Source organism: Nocardia amikacinitolerans (genome assembly GCF_900215415.1).
GTDB lineage: Bacteria > Actinomycetota > Actinomycetes > Mycobacteriales > Mycobacteriaceae > Nocardia > Nocardia amikacinitolerans.
Map to the genome: position 1 here is coordinate 914,211 of NZ_OBEG01000002.1, position 25,054 is coordinate 939,264.

The 25,054-nt window shown below is 71.1% G+C and carries 1 protein-coding gene and 1 pseudogene; one reads left to right on the top strand and one right to left on the bottom strand.

Annotation, left to right across the window (positions count from 1 at the left end):
- Nucleotides 1-26 precede the first annotated feature (26 nt).
- A pseudogene (locus CRP45_RS12400) lies at nt 27-24,887 on the bottom strand (non-ribosomal peptide synthase/polyketide synthase); the annotation flags it as partial.
- Between CRP45_RS12400 and CRP45_RS34605 the strand changes: the two are divergent.
- The coding region (locus tag CRP45_RS34605) for a hypothetical protein (protein ID WP_245910143.1) at nt 24,813-25,054 on the top strand (242 nt) is incomplete at its 3' end. The pseudogene CRP45_RS12400 and the gene CRP45_RS34605 sit on opposite strands and share 75 nt — an antisense overlap.

Consider the following 25,054-nt stretch of genomic DNA (forward strand, 5'->3'; position numbering starts at 1 on the left):
TCACCTTTCGTGCGGGTGGGACGGGTTCATGCGCGGTCGGTGTCGGCCAAGGCCGTGGTCAGCACGTGGCCGATGCGGGCGAGGGCGGATTCGGAGGTCATCCGCCAGTGGGTGGCGGTGACGGCGTGGTTGTGTACGGTGCCGTCCACGGCGTCGGACCAGCCGGCGGCGCCGGTCGCGCCGGTCGGATCGTCCAGGGCGGCGGTGAAATACACGAGGTTGCCCTTGTAGCGGCGGGGGCGGTAGCGGGTGAGGAGTTCGAGGGAGCGGGCTCCCGCGTCCAGCACCCGGCCGAGTCGTTCGGCGCCGAAGGAGGCGAACGGTTCCGGCAGGTCGGCGATGCGCTCGGCGAGTTCGGCGAGGCCGAGTTCGGTGTCGGCTTCGGCGGCCTTTTCGCCGAGCAGTCCGCCGAGCAGGTCGGCGAGCGGCACGGTGGTCTCGGCCACGGCTTCCGTGCGCGGGCTGTCCATCATGGCCAGCGTCGCGACGTGCTGTCCCTCGTCCTGCAACTGGATCGCGACGGCGTGGGCGAGAACGCCGCCGAGCGACCAGCCGAGCAGGTGGTACGGACCCTCCGGCTGCACGGCGCGGATCTCCGCGACGTAGCGCCTGGCCCAGGCCTCGATCGAATCCGGTAGCGGTTCCGCTGAATTCAGCACCGGGGATTGCAGGCCGTAGATGGGCCGCTCAGGGTCGATGTGCGCGGCCAGACCGGCGAACGACCAGGCGACGCCGCTGACGGGGTGCAGGCAGAACAACGGCGCCTTGCCACCGCCCTGGCGCAGCGGCAGCAGCACGTCGAAGGCCGCCGCCGCGTCCACCCGGCCCCGGCCGGACCTGGTCAGCTCGAGCTGGGTGACGAGCCCGGCGGGCGTCGGCGCGGAGAACAACCAGACGACCGGGACCGTTTCGCCGAGCTCCGCGCTCAGCCGGGTGGCCAGGCGGGTGGCGATCAGCGAGTTGCCGCCGCGCTCGAAGAAGTTGTCGTCCAAGCCGATTCGGTCCGCATCGAGCACCTCGGCGAAGACGGCGCACACGGCCTGTTCCAGCTCCGTCGCCGGAGCGCGGAACTCGCGCGCCGCCAGTTCGGGCCGTGGCAACGCAGCCCGATCGACCTTGCCGTTGGCGTTGAGCGGCAGTGTGTCCAGTCGAACGAGCGCGGCGGGCACCATGTAGCTGGGCAGGACCCCGGCGAGCGCTGCCCGCAGCGCGTCGGTGTCCGACGAGGCATGCGACCCGTCGATACCCAACCCGGCACGCGGCCCCTCGATGCCCGATGTGGCGCGCGGCCCGTCAACGCCCGACCCGGCGCGTGGCTGATCGGCGTGCAGCCCAGCGCGTGGTGCCTCCGCGCCCAACCCGGCACGTTGCCCGTCGATGTCCAGCCCGGCTCGCTGCCCCTCGGCGCCCAACCCCGCATGCGGCCCATCGGCGTGCGAACCAGCGCGTGGTACCTCCGAGCCCAACCCTGCCTGCGGCCACCCGGTGCCCAACCTCGCGCCCGGTCCCTCAACACGCGATGCGGTATGCGGCTGCGGAGTGTCGACCGGCGCCGCCGTCGTGAAATAACCGACCAGCATGGCGTTCTCACCATCCGCTCGGTGCGCGACAACGACGGCTTCCGCGACCTCCGGCCTCGCGCGCATCGCGTGCTCGATCTCGGCCAGTTCGATGCGGTATCCGCGCACCTTGACCTGGAAGTCGCGCCGTTCGACGTAGCAGAGATTCCCGTCGGGGTTCCAGCGCACCATGTCGCCGGTGCGGTACAGCCTGCTGCCCGGCGCGCCGAAGGGGTTGGCCACGAAGCGTTCCGCGCTCAGGTCCGGCCTGCCGTGATACCCGCGAGCCAGCTGCGCGCCGCCCAGGTACAGCTCGCCGGTGACACCCGCGGGGACCGGGTGCAGCCGGTCATCGAGGACGTAGACCTGAGTGCCCGCCTCGGGCGTACCGATCGGCACGCTGCCGGTCGGGACCGCCGAACCGACGACAGCCCGGTACCGAGTCACCGAGACCGCCGCTTCCGTCGGCCCGTACAGGTTGTCGACGCGCGCGTCGGTGAGCGCACCGACCTTCGCGAGTGTCGCGGCGGGCAACGCCTCACCGATCACCAACAACCTGCGCAGCGAGCGGGGCAGTCGGCGCGCGCCGGAAACCTCGGCAAGCATGGCGAGCAGCGACGGCACGAGCGTCATCGTGGTGACCGAGGCTCGACGGACGAGGTCGAGTACCCCTTCTGGGTCACGCTGTGCGCCCGTCGGCGCGAGCACCACCCGCGCCCCGGTGCGCAGCGCCCACCAGAATTCCCAGACCGAGAGGTCGAAGGCGGCCGAGGTCACCAGCAGGGTGGCGTCGTCGGCGCCGAGGCCGTACTCCGACTGCATCCAGTCCAGCTGGTGCGTGACGGCGCGGTGCGGGACCGCGACGCCCTTCGGGACACCGGTCGAGCCGGAGGTGAAGATGACGTACGCGGTGTGCCACGGCGACAACGCCCGCACCCGTTCGGCGTCGCGGACCGGCGCGGCGTCGACGGAATCGGGGACCGTCGTGACGTCGAACAGCACCTCGTGGTCGGACACCTCGGCGGGCAGCATCGGCTTGCGCGCCGAGGTGAGCACCAGCTCGGGGTTCGCCGCGGCGAGTACGCCGGTGGTCCGATCGAGCGGATGCGCCGGGTCGAGCGGGACGTAGGCGCCGCCCGCCGTCACCACCGCGTACATCGCGACGAGCAGGTCGACGCCGCGCGGAATCGCCAGCGCCACCAGCGATTCCGGGCCGACGCCCCGGCCGATCAGCACCCGGGCCAGCCGGTTCACCCGCGCGGCGAACTCGGCGTAGGTCAGGGTGTGCGCGTCGTCGACGACGGCGATCGCGTCGGGCGTGCGCGCCACCTGCGCCTCGAACGCGGTGACCAGCGTGTCCGGAGCGAACTCCCGGTCGGCGGCGTTCCATGCGAGGAGCATGCGTTCGGTCTCGGCGTCGTCCAGCATCGGCAAGTCGCCGACCGGCAGCCGCGGCGCGGCGCACACGGCCTTCAACAGCCGCTGCAACCGGCCCGCGAAGCCCGCGACGGTCGCCTCGTCGAACAGCGCCGTGGCGTAGGTGATCGTCGCGGCGAGTCCGGCGGGCGCGCCCTGCGCGTCGTAGCGGTCGGTGACCACCAGGTGCAGGTCGAATTGCGAGACCTCGGAGTCGAAGTCGACCGCGGTCGCGGTCAGCCCGTCCAGGGTGAAGTCGGCCTCGGCCTGGTTGTGGAACGAGAACCCGACCTGGAACAGCGGGTGCCGCGCGGTGGAGCGCTCGGGATTGAGCACCTCGACCAACCGCTCGAACGGGACGTCGGCGTGCGCGAACGCCGCGAGATCGGCGGAGCGCACCCGTTCGAGCAGCGCGCTGAATCCGTCGCCCGCGTCCACCCGGGTGCGCAGTACCAGGGTGTTGACGAACATGCCGACCACGTCGTCGAGTTCGGCCGCGCCGCGACCCGCAACGGGTGTGCCGACCGCGATGTCGCCGGTGCCGGACAGTCGCGCGAGCAGGGCGGCGAAGGCGGCGTGCACCACCATGAACAGCGTCGCGCCCGACGCGCGACCCAATTCGACAAGAGCCGCGTGGGTTTCGGTGTCGACCGCGAAATCGACGTGCCTGCCGCGAGTGGACACGATCGCGGGCCGCGCCCGATCCGTCGGCAGCGGCAGCTGCGCGGGCAGCTCGTCGAGCGCCTCGGTCCAGAACCGGAGTTGCTGCGCCACCAGCGATTCGGGATCGTCCTCCGAGCCCAGCAGTTCCCGCTGCCACAGGCTGTAGTCGGCGTACTGCACCGGCAGCGGCGCCCATTCCGGTGCGCGTCCCCGCCTGCGCGCGGCGTAGGCGAGCATCACGTCTCGGGCCAGCGGAACGAGCGACGAACCGTCGGCCGCGATGTGATGAATCACCACGACCAGCACGTGTTCCGTTGCCGCCGAGCCATTCTCCGTGATCGGACGGAAGAGCCTGGCGCGCAACGGCACCGCGTCGGTCACGTCGAATCCCGCGCCGACGAAATCCGCCACCGCGATGGGCAGATCGTCGATCGGCACCGCGACCGGTGCGAGCACCGGCGCGCCCGCGTTTTCGACCGGTAGCACCACCTGCACGGGCCCGGCCGTCCGCTGCGGATAGACCGTGCGCAGCACCTCGTGCCTGGCCACCACGTCGGTGATGGCGGCGTTCAACGCGACCACATCGAGCGCGCCGGTCAGCCGCACCGCGAGCGGGATGTTGTAGGCGGTGGACTGGCGGTCCAGCCGGTTGAGGAACCACATGCGCTGCTGCGCCAGCGACAGCGGAACCGGCTCGTCCCCCCTGCGCGCGATCAGGGCGGGGCGGGCGGGCGAAGCGTCTCCGCTGCCCAGCTCGGCGGCCAGGGCCTCGACTGTCGAGTGCTCGAACACGGTGCGCACGCCGACGGTGACGCCGAGCGCCGCACCCAGCCGGGCGGCGAGTTGCGTTGCGGTGAGCGAGTTTCCGCCGAGTGCGAAGAAGTCGTCGTCCAGACCGGCCTCGTCGATCTCGAGCACGGCGGCGACGGTCGCGGCGACCTTCCGCTGGACCGCGGTCACCGGCGCACGGAACGCGGCAGTGCGGAATTCCGGTTCCGGCAGCGCCTTCCGATCCAGTTTCCCGACCGGCGTCAAGGGCAGCGCATCGAGGACCACGATGGCGGCGGGCACCATGTAGGCGGCCAGCGAACGACCCGCGAAAGCGGTCAGTTCCGCGGTGTCGACCGTATGACCCGGTGCGGCAACCACATAGGAAACCAACGCGACCACACCATTGGCATCGGTGTGCCCGACGGTCACCGCGTAGTCGACGGACTCGTGCGCGGCGAGCACCGCGTCGATCTCACCGAGCTCGATACGAAGACCACGCACCTTCACCTGGTGGTCGGTGCGCCCGAGGTGCTGGAGCGCGCCGGACGCCGGCCCACCCGTCGCCCGGCCACCGCCCCTCATCGAATCGCTTCGCGATGCGGGCACCCATCTGACCAGGTCGCCGGTGCGATAGATCCGTCCGCCCTCGGGACCGTAGGGGTCCGCGACGAACCGGCTCGCCGAAAGTCCCGCCCGCGCATGGTATCCGCGCGCCAAGCCGGGACCGCGCAGGTACAGCTCGCCCGCGACGCCAACGGGCACCGGCCGCAACCGGTCGTCGAGCACGAGCGCGGACATCCCGTGGATCGGCGCGCCCATGTCGAGCGGATCGCCCGGTCGCATCCGCGCGCTGATCGTGGTGATGACGGTGGTCTCGGTGGGGCCGTAGGTGTTGTACATCGACCGTCCGACGCCCCAGCGCCGCACCACATCCGGGCCGTAGGCCTCGCCGCCGACGGTCAACTGCCGCAGCTCCGGCAGTTGCGCCGGATCGAGGGTTTGCAGGACCGCCGGGGTGAGGAACGCGTGGGTCACCCGCCGATCGCGGATCAGCGCGGTCAGCTCGGCCCCGCCGTAGACGCTCGCCGGTGCGACGACCATGGTCGCGCCCGCCGACAGCGCCATCAGCAGTTCCAGCATGGAGGCGTCGAAGCTGGGCGAGGACACGGCGAGCACGCGCGCGTCGGCGGTCACCGAGTACCGATCCCGTTGCGCGCGAGCGATTCCCGCGATTCCCGCGTGCGTCGCCAGGACGCCCTTCGGCACACCCGTCGAGCCCGAGGTGTAGATCATCCACGCCGCGTGGTCCACCCACACCGGACGCACCAGCTCGTCCGCGCCGAGCGGCGTCGCGCTGGTCTGCCGCATCCGCGCCACGGTGGCGGGTGCGTCCAGCGCCAGCCATTCGACAGCGCCGGGCAGCGCGGCGTGGACCGCGTCGATCGTGAGGCCGAAGGCCGCGCCGGAGTCGGTGAGCATATGTGCGATCCGTTCGGCCGGGTAGGTCGGATCGACCGGCACGAACGCGGCGCCGCTCTTGGCCACCGACCACACCGCGAGCAGCGCCTCGGCCGAACGCGGGATGGCGATCGCGACGACGTCCTCCGCGCCGATGCCGTACCCGACGAGCAGCCTGGCCAGCCGCGCGGACTGCTCGTCCAGCTCGCGGTAGGTCAGCTCGCGGTCACCGCAGACCACGGCGACACCGTCCGGGTTCATGGCGACGGCCGCCGCCATCATCTCGTCCAGCGTCCGCTGCGGCACCGCCTCGGCGCCGCGCCTGGCGAGCAGTTCGGCGCGTTCGGCGGGCGCGAGCAGTTCGGCCGCGCCGATCGGGTGTTCCGGCGCGGCGGTGAGCGTGCCGAGGACCCGGCCGAACCGGCGCAGCAGCCCTTCGGCGGTGTCCGCGTCGAACAGATCGGTCGCGTAGTTCAGTTCGACGGTGAAGTGTCCGTCGGCGTCGAGGTCCGCGGCCACGGTGAACTGGAGGTCGAAACGCGCCACGGGTTCGTCGAATTCGACCGCCGAGAGCTCGAGCCCCGGCACGGCGAAGGTGTCGTCCCCGGTGTTCAGGTAGCTCAGTGCGACCGTGAACAGCGGATGCCGCGCCTGCGTCGTAGCCACACCGAGCTCGTCGACCACCCGCTCGAACGGAACGGTCGCGTGTGCGAACGCTGCCAGATCGGCGGCCCGCGTCTCGGCGAGGAGTTCGGTGAAGGACTGTTCGGGACGCGGCCGGGTGCGCAGCACCAGCGTGTTCACGAACATGCCGACCAAGTCGTCGAGCGCCGCCGCGCCGCGACCAGCGACGGGTGTGCCGATCGCGATGTCGTCGGAACCGGAGAGCCTGGCCAGCAGCACCGACAGTGCCGCGTGCACCACCATGAACGGCGTCGCGTGCTGTGCGCGGGCGAGCTCGTGCACCCGCGCGCCGACGCCGCCGCCGATCCGGGCCCGCGCGTTGCCGCCGCGCTTGCTCGCGACGGGCGGGCGGGGGCGGTCGGTGGGCAGGGCCAGATCCTCGGGCAGTTCGCGCAGCGCCTCGCGCCAGAACGAAAGGTCCTCGGCAGCCGCATTTTCGACCGCCGCGGTCTGCCAGATCGCGTAGTCCGCGTACTGCGCGGCGAGCCCCGGCCACGCCGGTGCGGCTCCCAGCACGCGAGACAGGTAGGCGGAGAGCAGATCTCGCAGCAGCGGGCGCATCGAGTATCCGTCTGCGGCGATGTGGTGCAGCACCGCGACGAGCACCCGGCTTGTCGAACTCTCGCGCAGCAACACCGCGCGCACCGGAACCTCGTTCGTCACATCGAAACCGGCGGCGAGGAATTCGGCGATCCGATCCTCGACGCCGCTCGCATCGATCGCTTCGACGTCCAGCCGCACGGGCGCGGACGCCACGGGCAGGATCACCTGGTGCGCCGTGCCGTCGGCCGCCGCGGGGTAGATCGTCCGCAGCACCTCGTGCCGCGCCACCACGTCGGCGAACGCCGCGCCGAGCGCCACTTCGTCCAGTTCACCGCGGATCCGCATCGCGACCGGGATGTTGTGCGCGGCCGACGACGGATCGAGCCGGTTGAGGAACCACATGCCGCGCTGGACGGGCGCCAACGGCACCGGCTCGGGACGCGGACCAGCGATCAGCGGAACGACCGAATCGCCCGCCTCGGCGATGATTCCCGCCGCAAGCGCGGAGACCGTCGGCGCCTCGAACAGCAGCCGCACGGGCACGCGCCTGCCCAGCCTTTCGCCGAGCCTGGCCAGCACCCTGGTCGCGCTGAGCGAGTTCCCGCCCAGATCGAAGAAGCTGTCCTCGACGCCGACCGGTCCGCAACCGAGCACGTCCTCGAAGGCGGCGGCCACCAGACGTTCGGCCGGGGTGACCGGAGCGGTGTAGGCGCGGCGATCGAACACGGGTTCCGGCAACGCTTTTCGATCCAGCTTGCCGGAGGCGTTGAGCGGGAAGGCGTCCAGCACCACGAAGGCCGAGGGCAGCATGTAGGACGGCAGCGTCGCCCGCGCCGCGGCGCGCAGCGCGTCTTGGAGATCGGCGGTGTTCTCCGGCGTCGGCACGACGTAGCCGACCAGGTGCTCGCCGACCACCAGCGCCGCGGCTTGGGACACGCCTGGCACTCCGGCCAGCACGGCTTCGATCTCCCCGAGTTCGATGCGCTGGCCGCGGAACTTCACCTGGAAGTCGGTGCGGCCCAAGTACACCAGTTCGGCGGCGTCGCCGCCGGTGTCCCAGCACACGAGGTCGCCGGTGCGGTACATGCGTTCGCCAGGGCCACCGAAGGGGTTGGCCACGAACCGATCCGCGGTCAAGTCGGGTCGGCCGTGGTAGCCGCGGGCGAGCTGAGTCCCCGCCAGGTAGAGCTCGCCCGCCACTCCGGGCAGGGTCGGCCGCAGCCGCGAATCCAGCACGTAGACACGGCTGTTCCACTCGGGGTTGCCGATCGGCATCACGGTGCGCTCGGTCTCGCCCGTCACATCACGGTAGGTGATACTCACCGCCGCCTCGGTGGGTCCGTACAGGTTGTGCAGCCGCGCCTCGCTCACCGCACCGAACGCGCGCACGGTCTCGGCGGGCAGTGCCTCACCGATCACGAACACGGTGCGCAGCGTGTTCAGCCGCTGCCCGGTGCTGTGCACGTGTCCGGCGAAGACGCTCAGCATCGACGGCACGAAATCGGTGACGGTGACGCCGTAGCGACCGATCACCTCGGCGAGATAGCCCGGATCGCGGTGCCCGTCTGGCGTAGCGAGCACTACGGTCGCGCCGACGCGCAGTGGCAGGAAGTACCCCCACAGTGAGACGTCGAAGGTTGTCGCGGTCTTCTGTAGGTACACGTCGTCGGCGCGCAGCCGATACTCCGACTGCATCCAGGTCATCTGATTGACGATCGCCGCGTGAGACACGCTGACGCCCTTGGGCTTTCCCGTCGAGCCGGACGTGAAGATCACGTACGCCGGGTTCCCCGGGTGGATCGGCGCGCCGCGCTCCTCCGTCGCGATCGGATCGTCGGCGTAGCCGTCCAGCGCGACGGTGTCCACGCAGACGACGCGTCCGGTGTAGCCGAATTCGGCACGGTCGCGTTCGGTGGTGAGCAGCGCGGCGGGCCCCGCGGTGTCGAGGATGTGAGCGATGCGCTGCGCGGGGTGGTCGGGATCGATCGGCACGTACGCGCCGCCCGCCTTGAGCACGGCGTACATGGCGAGCACCAGGTCGATGGACCGCCGAATGGTCATGGCCACCAGCGATTCCGGACCGACGCCCGCCTCGATGAGATGCCGCGCCAGCCGGTTGGCGCGCTGATCCAGTTCGCCGTAGGTGAGCACCGTGGCGGCCGCGCCGCCGTCGGGGACGTACACCAGCGCGGGATCGTTCGGCGTGGCCGCGGCCTGCGCCTCGAACTCGTCGAGCAGCATCTCCGCCACGAACGCGGTGTGCGCGGAGTCGTTCCATTCGGTGACCACCCTGCGCAACTCGCCGGCGCCGAACAGGTCGATGTCGCCGACCGGCAGATCCGGGTCTTCGATCACCGCCGTCAGCAGCCGCAGGAATCGCTCGCCCATGGTGTGGACGGTAGCGGCGTCGAACAGATCGGTGGCGTAGGTGAAACGCACCGCGTCGTCGGAGACGGTGAGTTGCAGATCGAATCGGGTTGTCTCGTAGTCGAACTCGTACTCGGCAACGGTCACCCCTGGCAACCGCACCTCGATCGGCGAAAGGTTCTGGAAGAACAGCGCGACCTGGAACAGCGGGTGCCGCGCCTGTGAGCGCGGCGGGTCGATGACTTCCACCAGCCGTTCGAACGGCACCTCGGCGTTGGCGAACGCGTCCAGGTCGCCCTCGCGCACCCGCCGCAGCACGGCGGCGAAGGAGTCAGCGCCGGGCACCTCGGTGCGCAGTACCAGCGTGTTGACGAACATGCCGACCAGGTCGTCCAGCCGACGTTCGCCGCGACCGGCGATCGGCGCGCCGACGGCGATGTCCGCTGTGCCGGAGAGCCGGGCGAGCAGCACCGCGAGCGCGGCGTGCACCACCATGAACGGCGTCGCGTCGTGCCGGGCGGCCAGCGTGGTGATACCGGCACGCAGCGCCGGGTCCAGCAGCAGGGTTGCGCTCGCGGCGGCGTGCGAGGCGACGGCCGGGCGTGGGCGGTCGGCGGGCAGGTCCAGTTGGGCGGGCAGACCGCGCAGCGCACTCCGCCAGTAGTCCAGCTGACGTGCGGCGGTCGACTCCGGATCGTCCTCGGCGCCGAGCAATTCGCGCTGCCACAGCGCGTAGTCGGCGTACTGCACCGGCAGTGGCGTCCAGTCCGGCTCCACACCGGTGACGCGCGCGGCGTAGGCGGCGGCGAGATCGCGGGCCAGCGGTCCCATCGAGAAGCCGTCGGCGGCGATGTGGTGCACGACGAGGGCGAGCAGGTGCTCGTGCTCCGAGAGCTCGGCCAGCCCGATCCGCAGCGGCACCTCGGCGGTCACGTCGAACGGCGTGGCGACGAAGCCGACGAGGGCAGCGGCCGGGTCGGCGGCGTCCAGCTCGGTGATCGACGGCGCGGCGGCGTCGAGGATCCGCTGGTGGCCGACGCCGTCGCGGTCCGGGTAGACCGTGCGCAGCGTCTCGTGCCTGGCGATCACGTCGGCGATCGCGGCGGTCAGCGCCGCGGTGTCCAGCTCGCCGACGAAGCGGATGGCGACCGGGATGTTGTTGACGGTCTCCGCGGGATCGAAGCGGTTCAGGAACCACATGCGCTGCTGAGCGGGCGAGAGCGGGATCGTTTCGGGACGCGGTCCCACGGTGAGGGCGGGACGGCGAACCGCTCCCGTGCCCTCGACCGCCCGCTCGGCGAGTGCCGCGACGGTCGGCGCGTCGAACAGCGTCCGCACCGGGATGTCGGTGTTCAGCTCGGCGCCGAGCCGCGCGGCCAGCTGGGTGGCGATCAGCGAGTTGCCGCCGAGCGCGAAGAAGTCGTCGTCCGCGCCGACCCGTTCGACCCCCAGTAGTTCGCCGAACAGTGCCGCGACGGTTCGCTCGGCGTCGGTTTCCGGTGCGCGGAAGACCGCCGACTCGACGACGGGCGCGGGCAACGCCTTGCGGTCCAGCTTGCCGGAGGAGTTGAGCGGGAACTCGTCGAGCACCACGAACGCGGAAGGCACCATATAACCGGGCAATTCGGCGGCCACTCGCGCTCGCACGGCACCGATATCGATCGACGTGCCAAGCAGATACGCGACAAGCTGGTCGCCGCCGGACACCTGCCCGCCGCGAACGACCACCACCGCCTGGTCGACACCGGCCACGGCGGTGAGTGCGGCTTCGATCTCGCCGAGCTCGATACGCAGACCGCGTAGCTTCACCTGGAAGTCGGTGCGGCCCAGGTACTCCAGTTCGCCGGTCGGTGTCCAGACCACCAGATCGCCGGTGCGGTACATACGTTCGCCAACCGCGCCGAAAGGATTGGCCACGAAGCGATCCGCCGTCAGCTCGGGCCGCGCCACATAGCCGATCGCCAGCTGCCCGCCCGCCAGATACAGCTCGCCAGGCACGCCGACGGGCACCGGCCGCAGCCGCGCGTCCAGCACCAGCAGGCGGGTGTTGAACACCGGCCTGCCGATCGGCACCGAGTCCGTGTCCGCGTCCGTGACCTCGTGATAGGTCACGTCCACGGCGGCCTCCGTCGGGCCGTAGAGGTTGTGCACCCTGACTCCGAGAACGCGGCGCGCCCGCTGGGCGACGGCGGCGGGCAGCGCCTCGCCGGACGCGAAGACCCGGCGCAGCGCGGCGCGCTCGCGGGCCAGCGGCTCGTTGAGGAACACCGCGAGCAGCGAGGGCACGAAATGCACGGTGGTCACGCGCTTGGCCGCGATGAGCCGGGCCAGATACGCGGGATCGCGGTGACCGTCATGGCGCGCGACGACCAAACGCGCGCCGATCTGCAACGGCCAAAAGAACTCCCACACCGACACGTCGAAAGTCGCGGGCGTCTTCTGCAATACCGCGTCGTCGGGGCGCAGCCCGTAGCGATCCTGCATCCAGACCAGCCGGTTGACGATGGCGGCGTGCGACACCGCGACGCCCTTGGGGCGGCCGGTGGAGCCGGAGGTGAAGATGACGTACGCGGGGTGGCCCGGCGTGAGCTCGCCGATCCGGTCGGCGTCTGTGAGCGGATCGTCGGCGAAGGCGGACAGGTCCAAGCGATCCATCCGAACCTGCCGCGCCGCGCCGACTTCCAGATCCATCCCGGAGGTCAGAACGCACACCGGACGTGCCGTGGCCAGCACGTATTCGATGCGGTCGGCCGGATGATCGGGATCGATCGGCACGTACGCGCCGCCCGCCGCCGTCACCGCATACATCCCGACGATCAGGTCGAGCGAACGCCGCATGCCAAGTGCCACACAGGAATCCGGGCCGACGCCCTGGGTGACCAACCAACGCGCCAACCGGCGCACGCGAGCGGCGAACTCGCCGTACTCGAGGCTGGTTCCCTCGAAAGTCATGGCGACGGCCTCGGGTGTGCGCGCGACCTGCTCCTCGAACAGCGAGATCAAGGTGTGCGGGCTGGCCGCGACCGGGTGCGCGGTGTCGTTCCACCGCTCGAGCACGAGCGAGCGCTCGGCCCCGTCCAGCAGTTCGATATCGCCGACTCGGAGAGCCGGATCGGCCACCACCGTCTCCAAAATCCTGACGAACCGCGCCGCGAAAGACTGGACCGTCGCGCGATCGAACAGGTCGGTCGCGTAGCGCAGCAGCGCGCGCAGCGCCGTGCCCGAACCCTGGTGATGTTCGACCAGCTCCAAGGCCAGATCGAATTGCGCGACGCGATTGTCGAGCGGGTAGGCCGACACCTCGAGCCCCGGCAGCTCCAGCACCGTGTCGTCGCGGTGCTCGAAGGTCAGCAGCGTCTGCACGATCGGCGAATGCGATTGCGAACGAACGGGGTTGATCTCCTCGACGAGACGCTCGAACGGCAGATCGGCATGGGCGAAGGCGCGCACGTCGACCTCGCGAACCTGCCGCAGCAGATCGGCGAAGGACGTGCCGGCGCGCACCTCGGTGCGCAGCACGAGGGTGTTGACGAACATGCCGACCAGGTCGTCCAGCGCCTGTTCGGCGCGTCCCGCGACAGGGGTGCCGATCGCGACGTCCTCGGTCCTCGCCAACCTGCCGAGCAAGGTGGCGAAGGCGGCGTGCACCACCATGAACGAGGAAACACCGTGTCGCCGGGCGAGTTCCGCGATCGACGCGGTCAGCTCGGCGGTGACAGCGAATTCCACCGTGGCGCCACGCCCGGTGGCGACCGGCGGACGCGGGCGGTCGGTGGGCAGCTCGAGTACCGGCGCCAGGTCGGCCAGCCCGGCGCGCCAGTGCGCGATCTGCTTGGCAAGCACCGATTCCGGATCGGAAGCCGCGCCGAGTACCTCGTGCTGCCACAGCGTGAAGTCGGCGTACTGCACCGGGAGCGGTCGCCACTGCGGCGCGGCGCCGGCACTGCGCGCCGTGTAGGCCACCATGAGGTCGCGGGCCAGTGGCGCGGTGGACACGCCGTCGGCCGCGATGTGGTGCACGACGACGACCAGCACGTGGTCATCCGACGCGGCGCGGATGAGTTTGGCGCGCACGGGCACTTGGCCGCGCAGATCGAACGGCAACGCCGCGAAGACCGCGACGGATTCGGGAAGTTCCGCCTCGGAAACCGCCACCGGAGCCAATTCCAGCGCGGGCACTTCCGCGCGCACCGACTGGAAAGGGCCGTCACCATCGGACGGGAAGATCGTCCGCAGCGACTCGTGCCGCGCGATCACGTCGCCGAGCGCGGCGGCCAGCGCCACGGTATCCAACGCACCGGTCAGCCGAATGGTGATCGGGATGTTGTAGACCGCCGATTCCGGATCGAGCCGGTTGAGCAGCCACATCCGAGTCTGCGCAAGCGACAAGGGAATCCGCTCGGGCCGAGGACCCGCCGTCAGAGCCGGACGTGACTCGTCCCGCTCGGCCGAATGACGCACGCGCACCGCGAGTTCCGAAACCGTCGGCGCCTCGAACACCTCGCGCACCGTGAGAGCACAGCCCAACGCCGCGTTGGCTCGGGCGACCAACCGCATGGCGAGCAGCGAATTCCCGCCGCGCGCGAAGAAGTCGTCGTCCGCGCCGATACGCGCCGAACCGAGCAGGTCGGCGACCAGGGCCGCGAGCACCGCTTCCGCGCCCTCCTTCGGCGCGCGGTAGGCGACCGTGCCGCCAGTGACCTCGACCTTCGGCAGCGCCGCGCGATCCAGCTTGCCGACCGTGGTGAGCGGCATCTCGTCCAGCACCACCAGGTGGGCGGGCACCATGTACCCGGGCAGCCGCTCGCGCACGGCGTCCAGAACGGCGCCGGCCGCGACCTCCCCGCTGACATAGCCGACCAGACATTCGTAGCCGGAGCTGTCCTTCGCGACCAGCACGGCCGCGTTGGTCACGCCGGGTACACCGGTCAGCGCCGATTCGATCTCGCCGAGCTCGATCCGCTGTCCGCGCAGCTTGATCTGGAAATCGTTGCGGCCCAGATAGATCAGATCACCCGAGCGGTTCCAGCGGACCAGATCACCGGTCCGATACATCACCGCGCCCGGCACCCCGAACGGGTCGGCGACGAACCGCTCGGCGGTCAGCCCGGAGCGGCCGTGGTAGCCGCGCGCCAGCTGATCACCCGCAAGGTACAGCTCGCCGGGCACACCGGTCGGCACCGGCCGCAGCCGCGCGTCGAGCACGTAGACGCGGGTGTTCCAGCACGGACGCCCGATCGCCACATCGCGGCCGGAAGCCACTTCGTCGTCGGTGAATTCGTGATAGACCGCCGAGATCGCCGCTTCGGTCGGGCCGTAGGCATTGTGCACCGCGCCGTCGAAGCTGGCGCGGATCGCGGCGAGCAGATCGGGTGTCAGCGCCTCGCCGCCGCAGTGCAGGTGCCGGAACGAACGCAGCGCGTCGCCCATGCCCTCGCCGATGAGCGCGGCGAGCACCGAGGGCACGTATTCGGCGATGGTGATGCCGTGCTCGCGCAGCAGCCCGGCGAAGTAGGCCAGGTCCAGGTGGCCGCCGGGCTTGGCGATCACCAGCGGCGCGCCGACCGCGACGGGCAGGAAGCACTCCCACACCGAGACGTCGAAGGTCAGCGGCGCGCGCTGGAGGATGCGGTCGGCCGCGGTCACCCCGTAGCGGTGCTCGAGCCAGCGCAGCTGGTTCATGATGGCGCGGTGGGTGACCGCGACGCCCTTGGGCCGTCCGGTGGAGCCCGAGGTGAACAGCACGTACGCGGTGTTGTCCTGGCGCAGCGCGGTGCGGCGCTCGGCGTCGGTGACGGGCTCGGCCGAGTAGCCAGACAGGTCCAGCTCGGCTGGACGAAGCACGCGAGCGTTGAGCGGCGGAAGCTCCGCACCGCCGACGACCACGACCAGTGCGGGATCGGCACTTTCGATCACCTGCGCCAATCGGTCGGTCGGATGTGCCGGGTCGAGCGGCAGGTACGCGCCGCCCGCGCGCACGATCGCGAACAACGCCACGAGCATGTCCAGCGAACGCAGCGCGGCCAGCCCGACGATGGTTTCCGGGCCGACGCCCTCGGCGATCAGATGCCTGGCGAGCCGGTTCACCCGCACGGCTAGCTCGCCGTAGGTCAGGGACTCGCCCTCGAAGGTCACCGCGCGGGCGTCCGCGTCGGCGGCGGCGCGCACCGTGAGCAGGTCGTCGAGGGACTCGGCGGGCAGTGAGTGCGCCGTCGCGTTCCGGTCGGAGAGCAGCATCCCGCGCTCGGCGACCGACATCAGTTCCACATCGCCGACCGCGGTCCTGGTGTCGCGCGCCATCGCGCGCAGCACCCGCTCGAACCCGGCGAGGAAACCGGTGACCGTGCGCTCGTCGAACAGGTCCAGCGCGTAGTGCAGGTGCACGTCGATGCCGTCGGGTTCTCCGTCCGCGTCGTAGCGGTCGGTCAGTGTCCAGTCCAGGTCCAGCTGGATCGGGGCCGGACCGATGTCGAGCGCGCCGATGGCGAGGCGCTGCAAACGGAAGTCGGGCTTGGTCTGGTTCTGGAGCGTCAGCGCTACCTGGTAGAGCGGCGAATGCGCCTGCGAACGCACGGGATTCAGCGTGTCGACGAGCTGTTCGAACGGCACGGCCGCGTGCTCGAAGGCGGCGAGGTCGGCGGAGCGGACTTCGGCGAGCAGCTCGGCGAGGGTGGCTTCGGCGCGGACCTCGGTGCGCAGCACGAGGGTGTTGACGAACATGCCGACGAGCTCGTCCAGCCCCTCGTCGCCGCGTCCGGCCACCGGCGCGCCGACGACGATGTCGCCGGTGGCGGCCAGCCTGCTCAGCAACGCGGCCAGCGCGGCGTGCAGCACCATGAACGGGGTGACCCGGTATTCGGCGGCCAGCTCCTGGATGTCGCGATGCAGCGCGGCGTCGAGCCGTCCGGTCACCGCGCCGCCGCGATTCGAGGCCACCGCGGGGCGCGGACGGTCCGAAGGCAGCGCGAGCACCTCGGGCAGACCCGCGAGGCGGTGCGTCCAGTAGCGCAGCTGCCCGGCCAGCACCGACATCGGGTCCTGCGCGTCACCCAGCGCGTCCCGCTGCCACAGCGCGAAATCGGCGTACTGGACGGGCAGCGGACGCCAGGCGGGCGCGGACCCCGCGCAGCGCGCGACGTAGGCGGCGGCCAGATCGCGAGTCAGCGGCGCGAAGGACCAGCCGTCGGCCGCGATGTGATGCACGACGAACAGCAGCACGTGTTCCTCCTTGGCGCCACCGTCCGCCAGCCGGAGCAGCCGAACACGCAGCGGCACTTCGGAAGTCACGTCGAACCCGGTGTCGGCCGCAGCGGCGATCAGAGCGGGGAGCTCGGCCGCGCGCACTTCCTGGGGCGCGAGGTCGACCAGCCGGGTACCAGCGGGCAGCACCAGCTGGGTGGCCGCGCCGTCGTGCTCCGGGTAGAGGGTGCGCAGCGTCTCGTGCCTGCCGATCACATCGGCGACGGCCGCGTCCAGCGCGGACACGTTCAGCGCGCCGGTCAGCCGCAGCGCGAACGGGATGTTGTAACCGCCTCCGGCACTGTCGAATCGGTTCAGGAACCACATGCGCTGCTGCGCGATCGAGAGCGGAACGGACTCGCCGCGCTCCCGAGCGAGCAGCGGCGGCAGCGTCACCGGCGCGGCGGGGCCGTCGAACCTCAGGTGCTTCGCCAGCTCGCGCACCGTGGGCGCGTCGAACACGGCGCGCACGGGCACCTGCGTTCCGGTCGCCTTGGATAGCCGCGCGGCGAGCTGGGTCGCGATGAGCGAGTTGCCGCCGAGTGCGAAGAAGTCGTCGTCCGCGCCGACCCGCTCGGCGTCGAGCAGCGCGCGAAAGGTCTCGGCGACAAGAGCTTCCGCAGGGCCGCTGACGGCGCGGAATTCGACGGTCCGCGGCGCGGGCGCGGGCAGCGCCTGGCGATCCAGTTTGCCGGAGGCGTTCACCGGGAAGGCGTCCAGCACGACGAATTCCGCTGGCGCCATGTAGGCCGGTAGTCGACGGGCGATCTCCGCGTGAACCAGGTCGAGATCGAGCGCGGTGTCGGGCACCAGGTACGCCACCAGCTGATCGCCGGTGCCGTGGTCGTCGCGCACCAGCACGGCGGCTTGGGCCACCCCGGGAGCCGCGAGCAGCGCCGTTTCGATCTCGCCGAGTTCGATGCGCAGGCCGCGCACCTTCACCTGGAAATCGGTGCGGCCGAGGAACTGGACCTCCCCCGCCGCCGTCCAGCGCACCAGGTCGCCGGTGCGATACATCCGCTCGCCGGGTTCGCCGAAGGGGTTGGCCACGAAGCGATCTCCGGTGAGATCGGCACGGCCGAGATAGCCACGGGCCAGCTGCGCACCGGCCAGATACAGCTCGCCGGGCACACCGATCGGAACCGGCCGCAGGCGCGCGTCGAGGACGTACATCCGGGTGTTCCAGACCGGTCCACCCATCGGCAGCACGCCGGTGTCCGCATCGGTCACCTCGTGCGCCGACACTTCGACCGCGGTCTCGGTGGGCCCGTACATGTTGTGCACCCGCGCCGAGGTCAGCGCGCGCATCCGCTGCGCGGTGGCGGCGGGCAGCGCCTCACCCGAGCAGAAGACGTGCCGCAGGCTGGGCACCTCGGGTTCCTCGGCGACGAACGCCGCGAGCATGGACGGCACGAAGTGCGCCGCGGTGACGCCCTCGCGCCGGATCAGCTCGGCAAGGTAGGCGGGGTCGCGGTGGCCGTCGGGGCGGGCAAGCACCAGTCGCGCGCCGACCTGCAACGGCCAGAAGAACTCCGGCACCGACACGTCGAAGGCGACCGGCGTCTTCTGCAACAGCACGTCGTCGCCGTCCAGCGCCACGTACGCCGACTGCATCCAGCGCAACCGGTTCACGATCGCGCCGTGGCTCACCGCGACACCCTTGGGTGTGCCCGTCGAACCGGAGGTGAAGATGACGTACGCGGTGTTGTCGGCGCGCAGCGCCCCGCGACGTTCGGCGTCGGTGATCGGCGCGTCGGAGTAGCCGGACAGGTCCAGCCGGTCGATGCGGACCTGCGCCGCGGCGAGGTCCAGATCCGCGCCGGAGGTCAGCACCGCGACCGGAATCGCGGTGGCGAGAATGTGTTCCGTGCGCTCGGCCGGATGGTCCGGGTCGAGCGGCACGTAACCGCCGCCCGCCGCGGTGATCGCGTACATGCCGACCACCAAGTCGATGCTGCGCCGCATGCCGAGCGCAACCAGCGAATCCGGGCCGACGCCCTGCGCGATCAGCCAGCGCGCCAGCCGGTTGACCCGCGCGGAAAGCTCGCTATAAGTGAGCGTCGCGGAGCGACTCGGTGAGGGGTGGTGGCCGGGCGACGGGTGGGCCTGCGTTTCACCGTCGAAGGTGAGGGCTGGGCGATCGGGGGTGCGCGCGACTTGCGCGGCGAAAAGCGCGGGGAGCGTGGCCGTTTCGTCGACCGGATGTTCCGTTTCGTTGAACCGGTCGAGCACGAGTGCGCGCTCTTCGGCGTCGATCAGTTCGATCTCGCCGACGCGCGCCGTGGCATCGGCGGCCACCGCGACGAGCATCCGGCGCAGCCTGGCGACGAACGCCGCGACCGTCGCGGCGTCGAACAGATCCGTGGCGTAGCGCAGGCTGCCGCCCAGACCGTCCGGACGTTCCGCGAGCACCAGGTGCAGGTCGAATTTCGCGCCGTCGTCAGGGATGTCGATCGGCTCCACGGTCAGCGACGGGATCTCGACGGCCGGCAGCGCGCGCGGGGCCGCGCCGAAGCTGAGCAGCACCTGGAACAGCGGATGCGCACCGGTGCTTCGATCGACGTCCATCGCGTCGACCAGCTGCTCGAACGGCAGCTCGGCATTGGCGAACGCGGCGAGATCCGCATCGCGCACCTCGGCGAGGAAGTCCTCGAAGGCGGTGTCCCAGGCGACCCTTGTGCGCAGCGCAAGGGTGTTGACGAACATGCCGATCAGGTCGTCGAGCGCGCGTTCTCCGCGCCCGCCGATGGGCGAGCCGACCACGATGTCGTCGGCGCCGCTCGAACGCGCCAGCGTGGCCGCGAAGGCGGCGTGCAGCACCATGAACAGCGTCGCGCCCGACCGCGCGGCCAGCGCACGCAGCCCGGCGGCCACCTCGGCATCGATCGTGAAATCGACGGCCGCGCCGCGTCGGCTCGGCCGTGTCGGACGCGGACGATCGGTGGGCAGCGGCAGCTCGGCGGGCAGGCCATCGAGGGCGTCGCGCCAGAATCGCAGCTGCCGGTGCGCCAGATCGCCGGGGCGTTCCGGCGAGCCGAGCAGCTCGCGCTGCCACAGGCTGTAATCGGCGTACTGGACCGGTAATTCGGCCCAGTCGGGCCGGTGTCCGATCAACCGGGCGCGGTAGGCGCGGATCAGATCGGTGACGAGCGGCGTCATCGAGAGGGCGTCGGCCGCGACGTGGTGGACGACGAACACCAGCGCGTATTCGTCGGCGGGCACGCCGCGCGCGTCGTCCGCCCGGTCGAGGGCGAGCAACGCGACGCGCGCGGGCAGCTCGGTGGTGACGTCGAAGCCGCCGCCCGCGATGGCCGCGACGGTGTGGGCCAGCTCGGCGCGCTCGACCGGCACCGGATTCAGGCTCAGGCCGATGTCGTCGGCGTCGATGATCGACTGGTAAGGGCCGTCCTCGCTCTCCGGATAGCTGGTCCGCAGAGATTCGTGCCTGGCCAGTACGTCCAGCACGGCGCGCTCCAGCGCGCGTACGTCGAGCCTGCCGGTCAGCCGCAGCACCACCGGCAAGTTGTAGACGCCGGGCGAATCGTCCTGGCTCTCCAAGCGATTGAGGAACCACAACCGCTGCTGGGCGGGCGACAGCGGGATACGCTCCGGCCGCTCGCGCCGCGCCAGGGGCGGCCGGGGCATGCCCGCCTCGGCCAGCTCGGCCACGGCCGCGGCGAAGGCCTCGACCGTCGAGGCTTCGAAGAGGACGCGCACCGGCACGCGGGCGCCGAGCACCTCGCCGGTGCGCGCGGTGACTTGCGTGGCGTCCAGCGAGCTGCCGCCGAGCGCGAAGAAGTCGTCGTCCAGTCCGGCGCGATCGACTCGCAGCACCTCGGCGAACACGGACGCGACGAGCCGCTGCGTCGCGTCGACGGGCGGGCGAAAACGACTGGCCTGCAACGCCGGGAGCGGCAGTGCGGCACGATCGAGCTTGCCGCTGGTGTTCAGTGGGAATTCGGGCAGCGCGACCAGCGCGGTCGGCACCATGTACGCGGGAAGCACCCGGCCGAGACCGGACTTCAGCGCGTCCAAGTCCAGTTCCGCGCCGGGCGCCGCGACGACGTACCCGGCCAGATAGTCGCCGCTCTCGGCGTCGACCAACCGCACGGCGGCCTGACCGACCTCGGGCGCGGCGAGCAGCGCGGTCTCGATCTCGGCTAGCTCGATGCGCTGGCCGCGGAACTTCACCTGGAAATCCACGCGGCCGAGGTAGACGAGCTCGCCGTCCCGGCTCCATTTCACCAGATCGCCGGTGCGGTACATGCGTTCGCCGTTGCCGCCGAAAGGGTTGGCCACGAAGCGGTCCGCGGTCAGGTCGGTGCGGCCGTGATAGCCGCGGGCCAGCTGCTCGCCCGCCAGGTACAACTCGCCGGGTACCCCGATCGGCGCCGGTCGCAGTCGCGAATCCAGCACGTAGACCTGGGAATTCCATTCCGGCTCGCCGATCGGCACCAGGGGTGTGTCGTCGGTGGTGACCTCGCGGTAGGTGATGGACACGGCCGCTTCGGTGGGGCCGTACAGGTTGTGCAGTCCGGCGTCACACACCGTGTGGAAGGCCGCGACGGTCTCCGGCGGCAGCGCCTCGCCGATGACGAAGACGTCACGCAGCGAGCGCAATTCGTCGGCCTCGGCGTGCGCCGCGAACACGGCGAGCATCGACGGCACGAAGTCGGTGAGCGTGACACGGTGGCGAGCAATGGTTTCCGCGATGTAGCGAGGGTCGCGATGGCCGTCCGGAGCGGCGAGCACGAGGGTTGCGCCCGCACGCAACGGCAGGAAGTAGCCCCACAGCGAGACGTCGAACGTCGTCGCGGTCTTCTGCAAGTACACGTCGTCCGCTCGGAGCCGGTATTCGTCGTGCATCCAGGCCAGCTGGTTGGCGATGGCGCGGTGGCTGATCGACACGCCCTTGGGCCGCCCGGTGGAGCCCGAGGTGAAGATGACGTAGGCCGGGTGCTCGGGATGCAGCGGCGAAGTCCGTTGCGCGTCGGCGATCTTGGCGGCCGGGTATTCGGCGAGGTCCAGTTCGTCGAGATGGTGCACGAGGACGGTCGACGGCACCGTCTCGGGCGGTGTGAAACCGGCGGCGCGTGTAGTCAGGATGGTGTGCGGCGCGGCCGTGTCGATGATGTGGCCGATGCGTTCGGCGGGGTGCGCCGGGTCCACCGGCACGTACGCGCCGCCCGCGCGCAGAACCGCGTACATCGCGACCACGAGGTCGATCGAGCGCGGCATAGCCAGCACCACAAGCGATTCCGGACCGATGCCCGTGGCGATCAGCAGCCGTGCCAACCGGTTCGCGCGGTCGGAGAGCTCGGTGTAGGTGACTTCGGCGCCACCGTCCGCGACGAGGGCGACCGCGCCCGGGGTGCGGCGGACCTGGTTGTCGAAGCCCTCGTGCAGGAAGCGGTCGGTGACCCGGTGGCCGCTGGCGTTCCAGCTCGCGGTCACGTAGTCGAACTCGCCCGCGTCGAGCAGTTCGATATCGCCGACCGGTGCGTCCGGCGTGGTGACCGCGGCGCGCAGCAGGCGGAGGAACTTCGCGGCGAACTCGCGCACCGTCGCGGCGTCGAACAGGTCGGTGGAATAGGTGAATTCGGCGCGGTAGCCGTCGACGGCGACGGGCTGGGACAGCGTGAGCTGGAGATCGAACTTGGCGAACCCGGATTCGAAATCCACCAGCTCCGTGTCGAGCTCGGGCATGGCCAGCGCGACCGGCGCCATGTTCTGCATGAACAGCGCGACCTGGAACAGCGGATGCCTGCCCCGCGAGCGCGCCGGGTTCACCGCCTCGACCACCTGCTCGAACGGAATGTCGCTGTGGGCGAAGGCGCGCAGATAGCGTTCGCGCGCGTGCCCGACCAGCTCGGTGAAGCTAGCGGCGGCCGACACCTCGGTCCGCAGCACGAGGGTGTTGACGAACATGCCGACCAGGTCGTCGAGCGCGAGCTCGCCGCGACCAGCGACCGGAGTGCCGACGGCGATGTCGGAGGTGCCGGAGAGCCGGGCGAGCAGCGCGGCCAACGCGGCGTGCAGCACCATGAACGGGGTAGCGCCGCAGCGCGCGGCGAGCCGTTCCACGGCGGCGCGCAGGTCGGCGTCGAGCGCGAATTCGTGGGTGGCGCCGCGGTAGGACGCGACGGCGAGGCGCGGGCGATCCGACGGCAGGTCCAATTGCGCTGGGAGCTCGGCCAATTCGCTTCGCCAGAAACTCAACTGACGCGCCGCCGCCGAGTCCGGGTCGTCCTCGGCGCCGAGCACCGCGCGCTGCCACAGCGCGTAGTCCGCGTACTGCACCGCGAGCGGCGACCAACCCGGGGCGGTACCCGCGCGGCGCGCGGTGTAGGCGGTGACCAGGTCGCGCATCAGCGGACCCATCGAGACACCGTCGGCGGCGATGTGGTGCACCACCAGCACCAGCGTGTGGTCCCGTGGCCCGCTACGCAGCAGGCGCACCCGCACCGGGATCTCCTCGGCGACGTCGAAGCCCTGGCTCGCCACGGCCCGCACCGCGTCCGCGAGTCGCTCCGCGGGAATCTCCGAAGGCGTCAGATCGAAGACGGCGTGCACCGACCGCACCACCTGTGCCGGACCCGCCTCGGTCTGCGGGTAGACGGTGCGCAGGATCTCGTGGCGCGCGACCAGATCGGTGATCGCGGCCGAGAGCGCGGAGACGTCCAGCGCGCCCCGCATGCGCAGCGCGACGGGAATGTTGTCCACGGCGGCGTTGTGCGCGGTGCGGTCCGAACTCGAATCCGCGCCGAGCCGGTTGAGGAACCACATGCGCCGCTGCGCGGGCGAGAGCGGGATGTGCGCCGGACGCGGACCCGCGGCCAGCGCCGGACGCGGTGCCGAGGAACCCGACAGCGCGGCAACCGCCGCCACCGTGGGCCGATCGAAGAAGTCCCTGACGTCGATCGCGACGCCGAGCGCGGCCGACACCCTGGCGATCGCCCGCGTCGCAAGCAGGGAGTTGCCGCCCAGCGCGAAGAAGTCGTCGTCCGCGCCGACCCGCTGCGCGGCGACCAGGTCGGCGAAGATCTCCGCGACCAGGCGCTCGGCCTCGGTGGCCGGTTCGCGGTATTCGACTGCGGCGGCGCCGAAGTCGGGTTCGGGCAGCGCGCGCCGATCCAGCTTGCCGTTCGCGTTGACGGGCATCTCGTCGAGCACCTGCACCAGCGCGGGCACCATGTATTCCGGCAGGTGCGCACGCGCGGTTTCCAAGACGGCCGCGGTGTCGACGACGCCGCCCGCCGCGACCACGTAGCCGACCAGGTGATCGCCGCCCGCGTGCCGGTGCAGCACCACCGCGGCCTGGGCCACCTGCTCGTCGCGCAGCAGACCGGCCTCGACCTCACCGAGTTCGATGCGCAGCCCGCGCAGCTTGACTTGAAAGTCGATGCGGCCCAGGTATTCCAGCTCGGACGGCCCGCCATCCACCCCCGGCGTCCAGCGAACCAGATCGCCGGTCCGATACATCCGCTCGCCCGGCGCGCCCTCAGGATTCGCCACGAACCGGTCCGCGGTGAGGCTGGGGCGGGCGACGTAGCCGCGGGCCAGCTGGACGCCGGAAAGGTAGAGCTCACCGACCACGCCCGCCGGGACCGGGCGCAGGTTGTCGTCGAGCACGAGCAGTTCGGTGTCGTCGGCGGGGACGCCGATCGGCACGCTCGCGGTGTCGGCGGCGGTCACCTCGTGCGCGGTCACGTCCACCGCGGCCTCGGTCGGCCCGTACAGGTTGTGCAGGGTCGCGCCGCTGACGTCGCGGAAGGCGGCCGCAGTGGCCGCTGGTAGCGCCTCGCCGGAGGCGAACACCAGGCGCAGGCTGTCCACGGCGGTCTCGATCTCGGGTTCGGCGACGAACACCGCGAGCATCGACGGCACGAAATGCGCGACGGTGACGCCGTATTCGGCGATCGCGCGGGCCAGGTAGGCCGGATCGCGGTGTCCGTCGGGTTCGGCGATCACCAGTCGAGCGCCGATCTGCAAGGGCCAGAAGAACTCCCACACCGACACGTCGAAGGTGAACGGCGTCTTCTGCAACACCACATCGTCTTCGCGCAGCCGGTACAGGCGCTGGCGCCACCGCAGGTTCGCCAGGATCGAACGGTGCGAGACCGCGACGCCTTTCGGGCGGCCGGTCGAGCCGGAGGTGAAGATGACGTAGGCGGTGTTGTCGGCCGCGGGCAGCGGCAGGATCTCGCCGTCGGGTCGACCGGCGGCACCGAGCTGTCCACCCGCTGTGCCGATCTGCCCGCCCGCTGCGCCGGGCTGTCTACCCGCTGCGCCGTGCTGTCTACCCGCTGCGCCGTGCTGTCTACCCGCTGCGCCGTGCTGTCTACCCGCTGCGC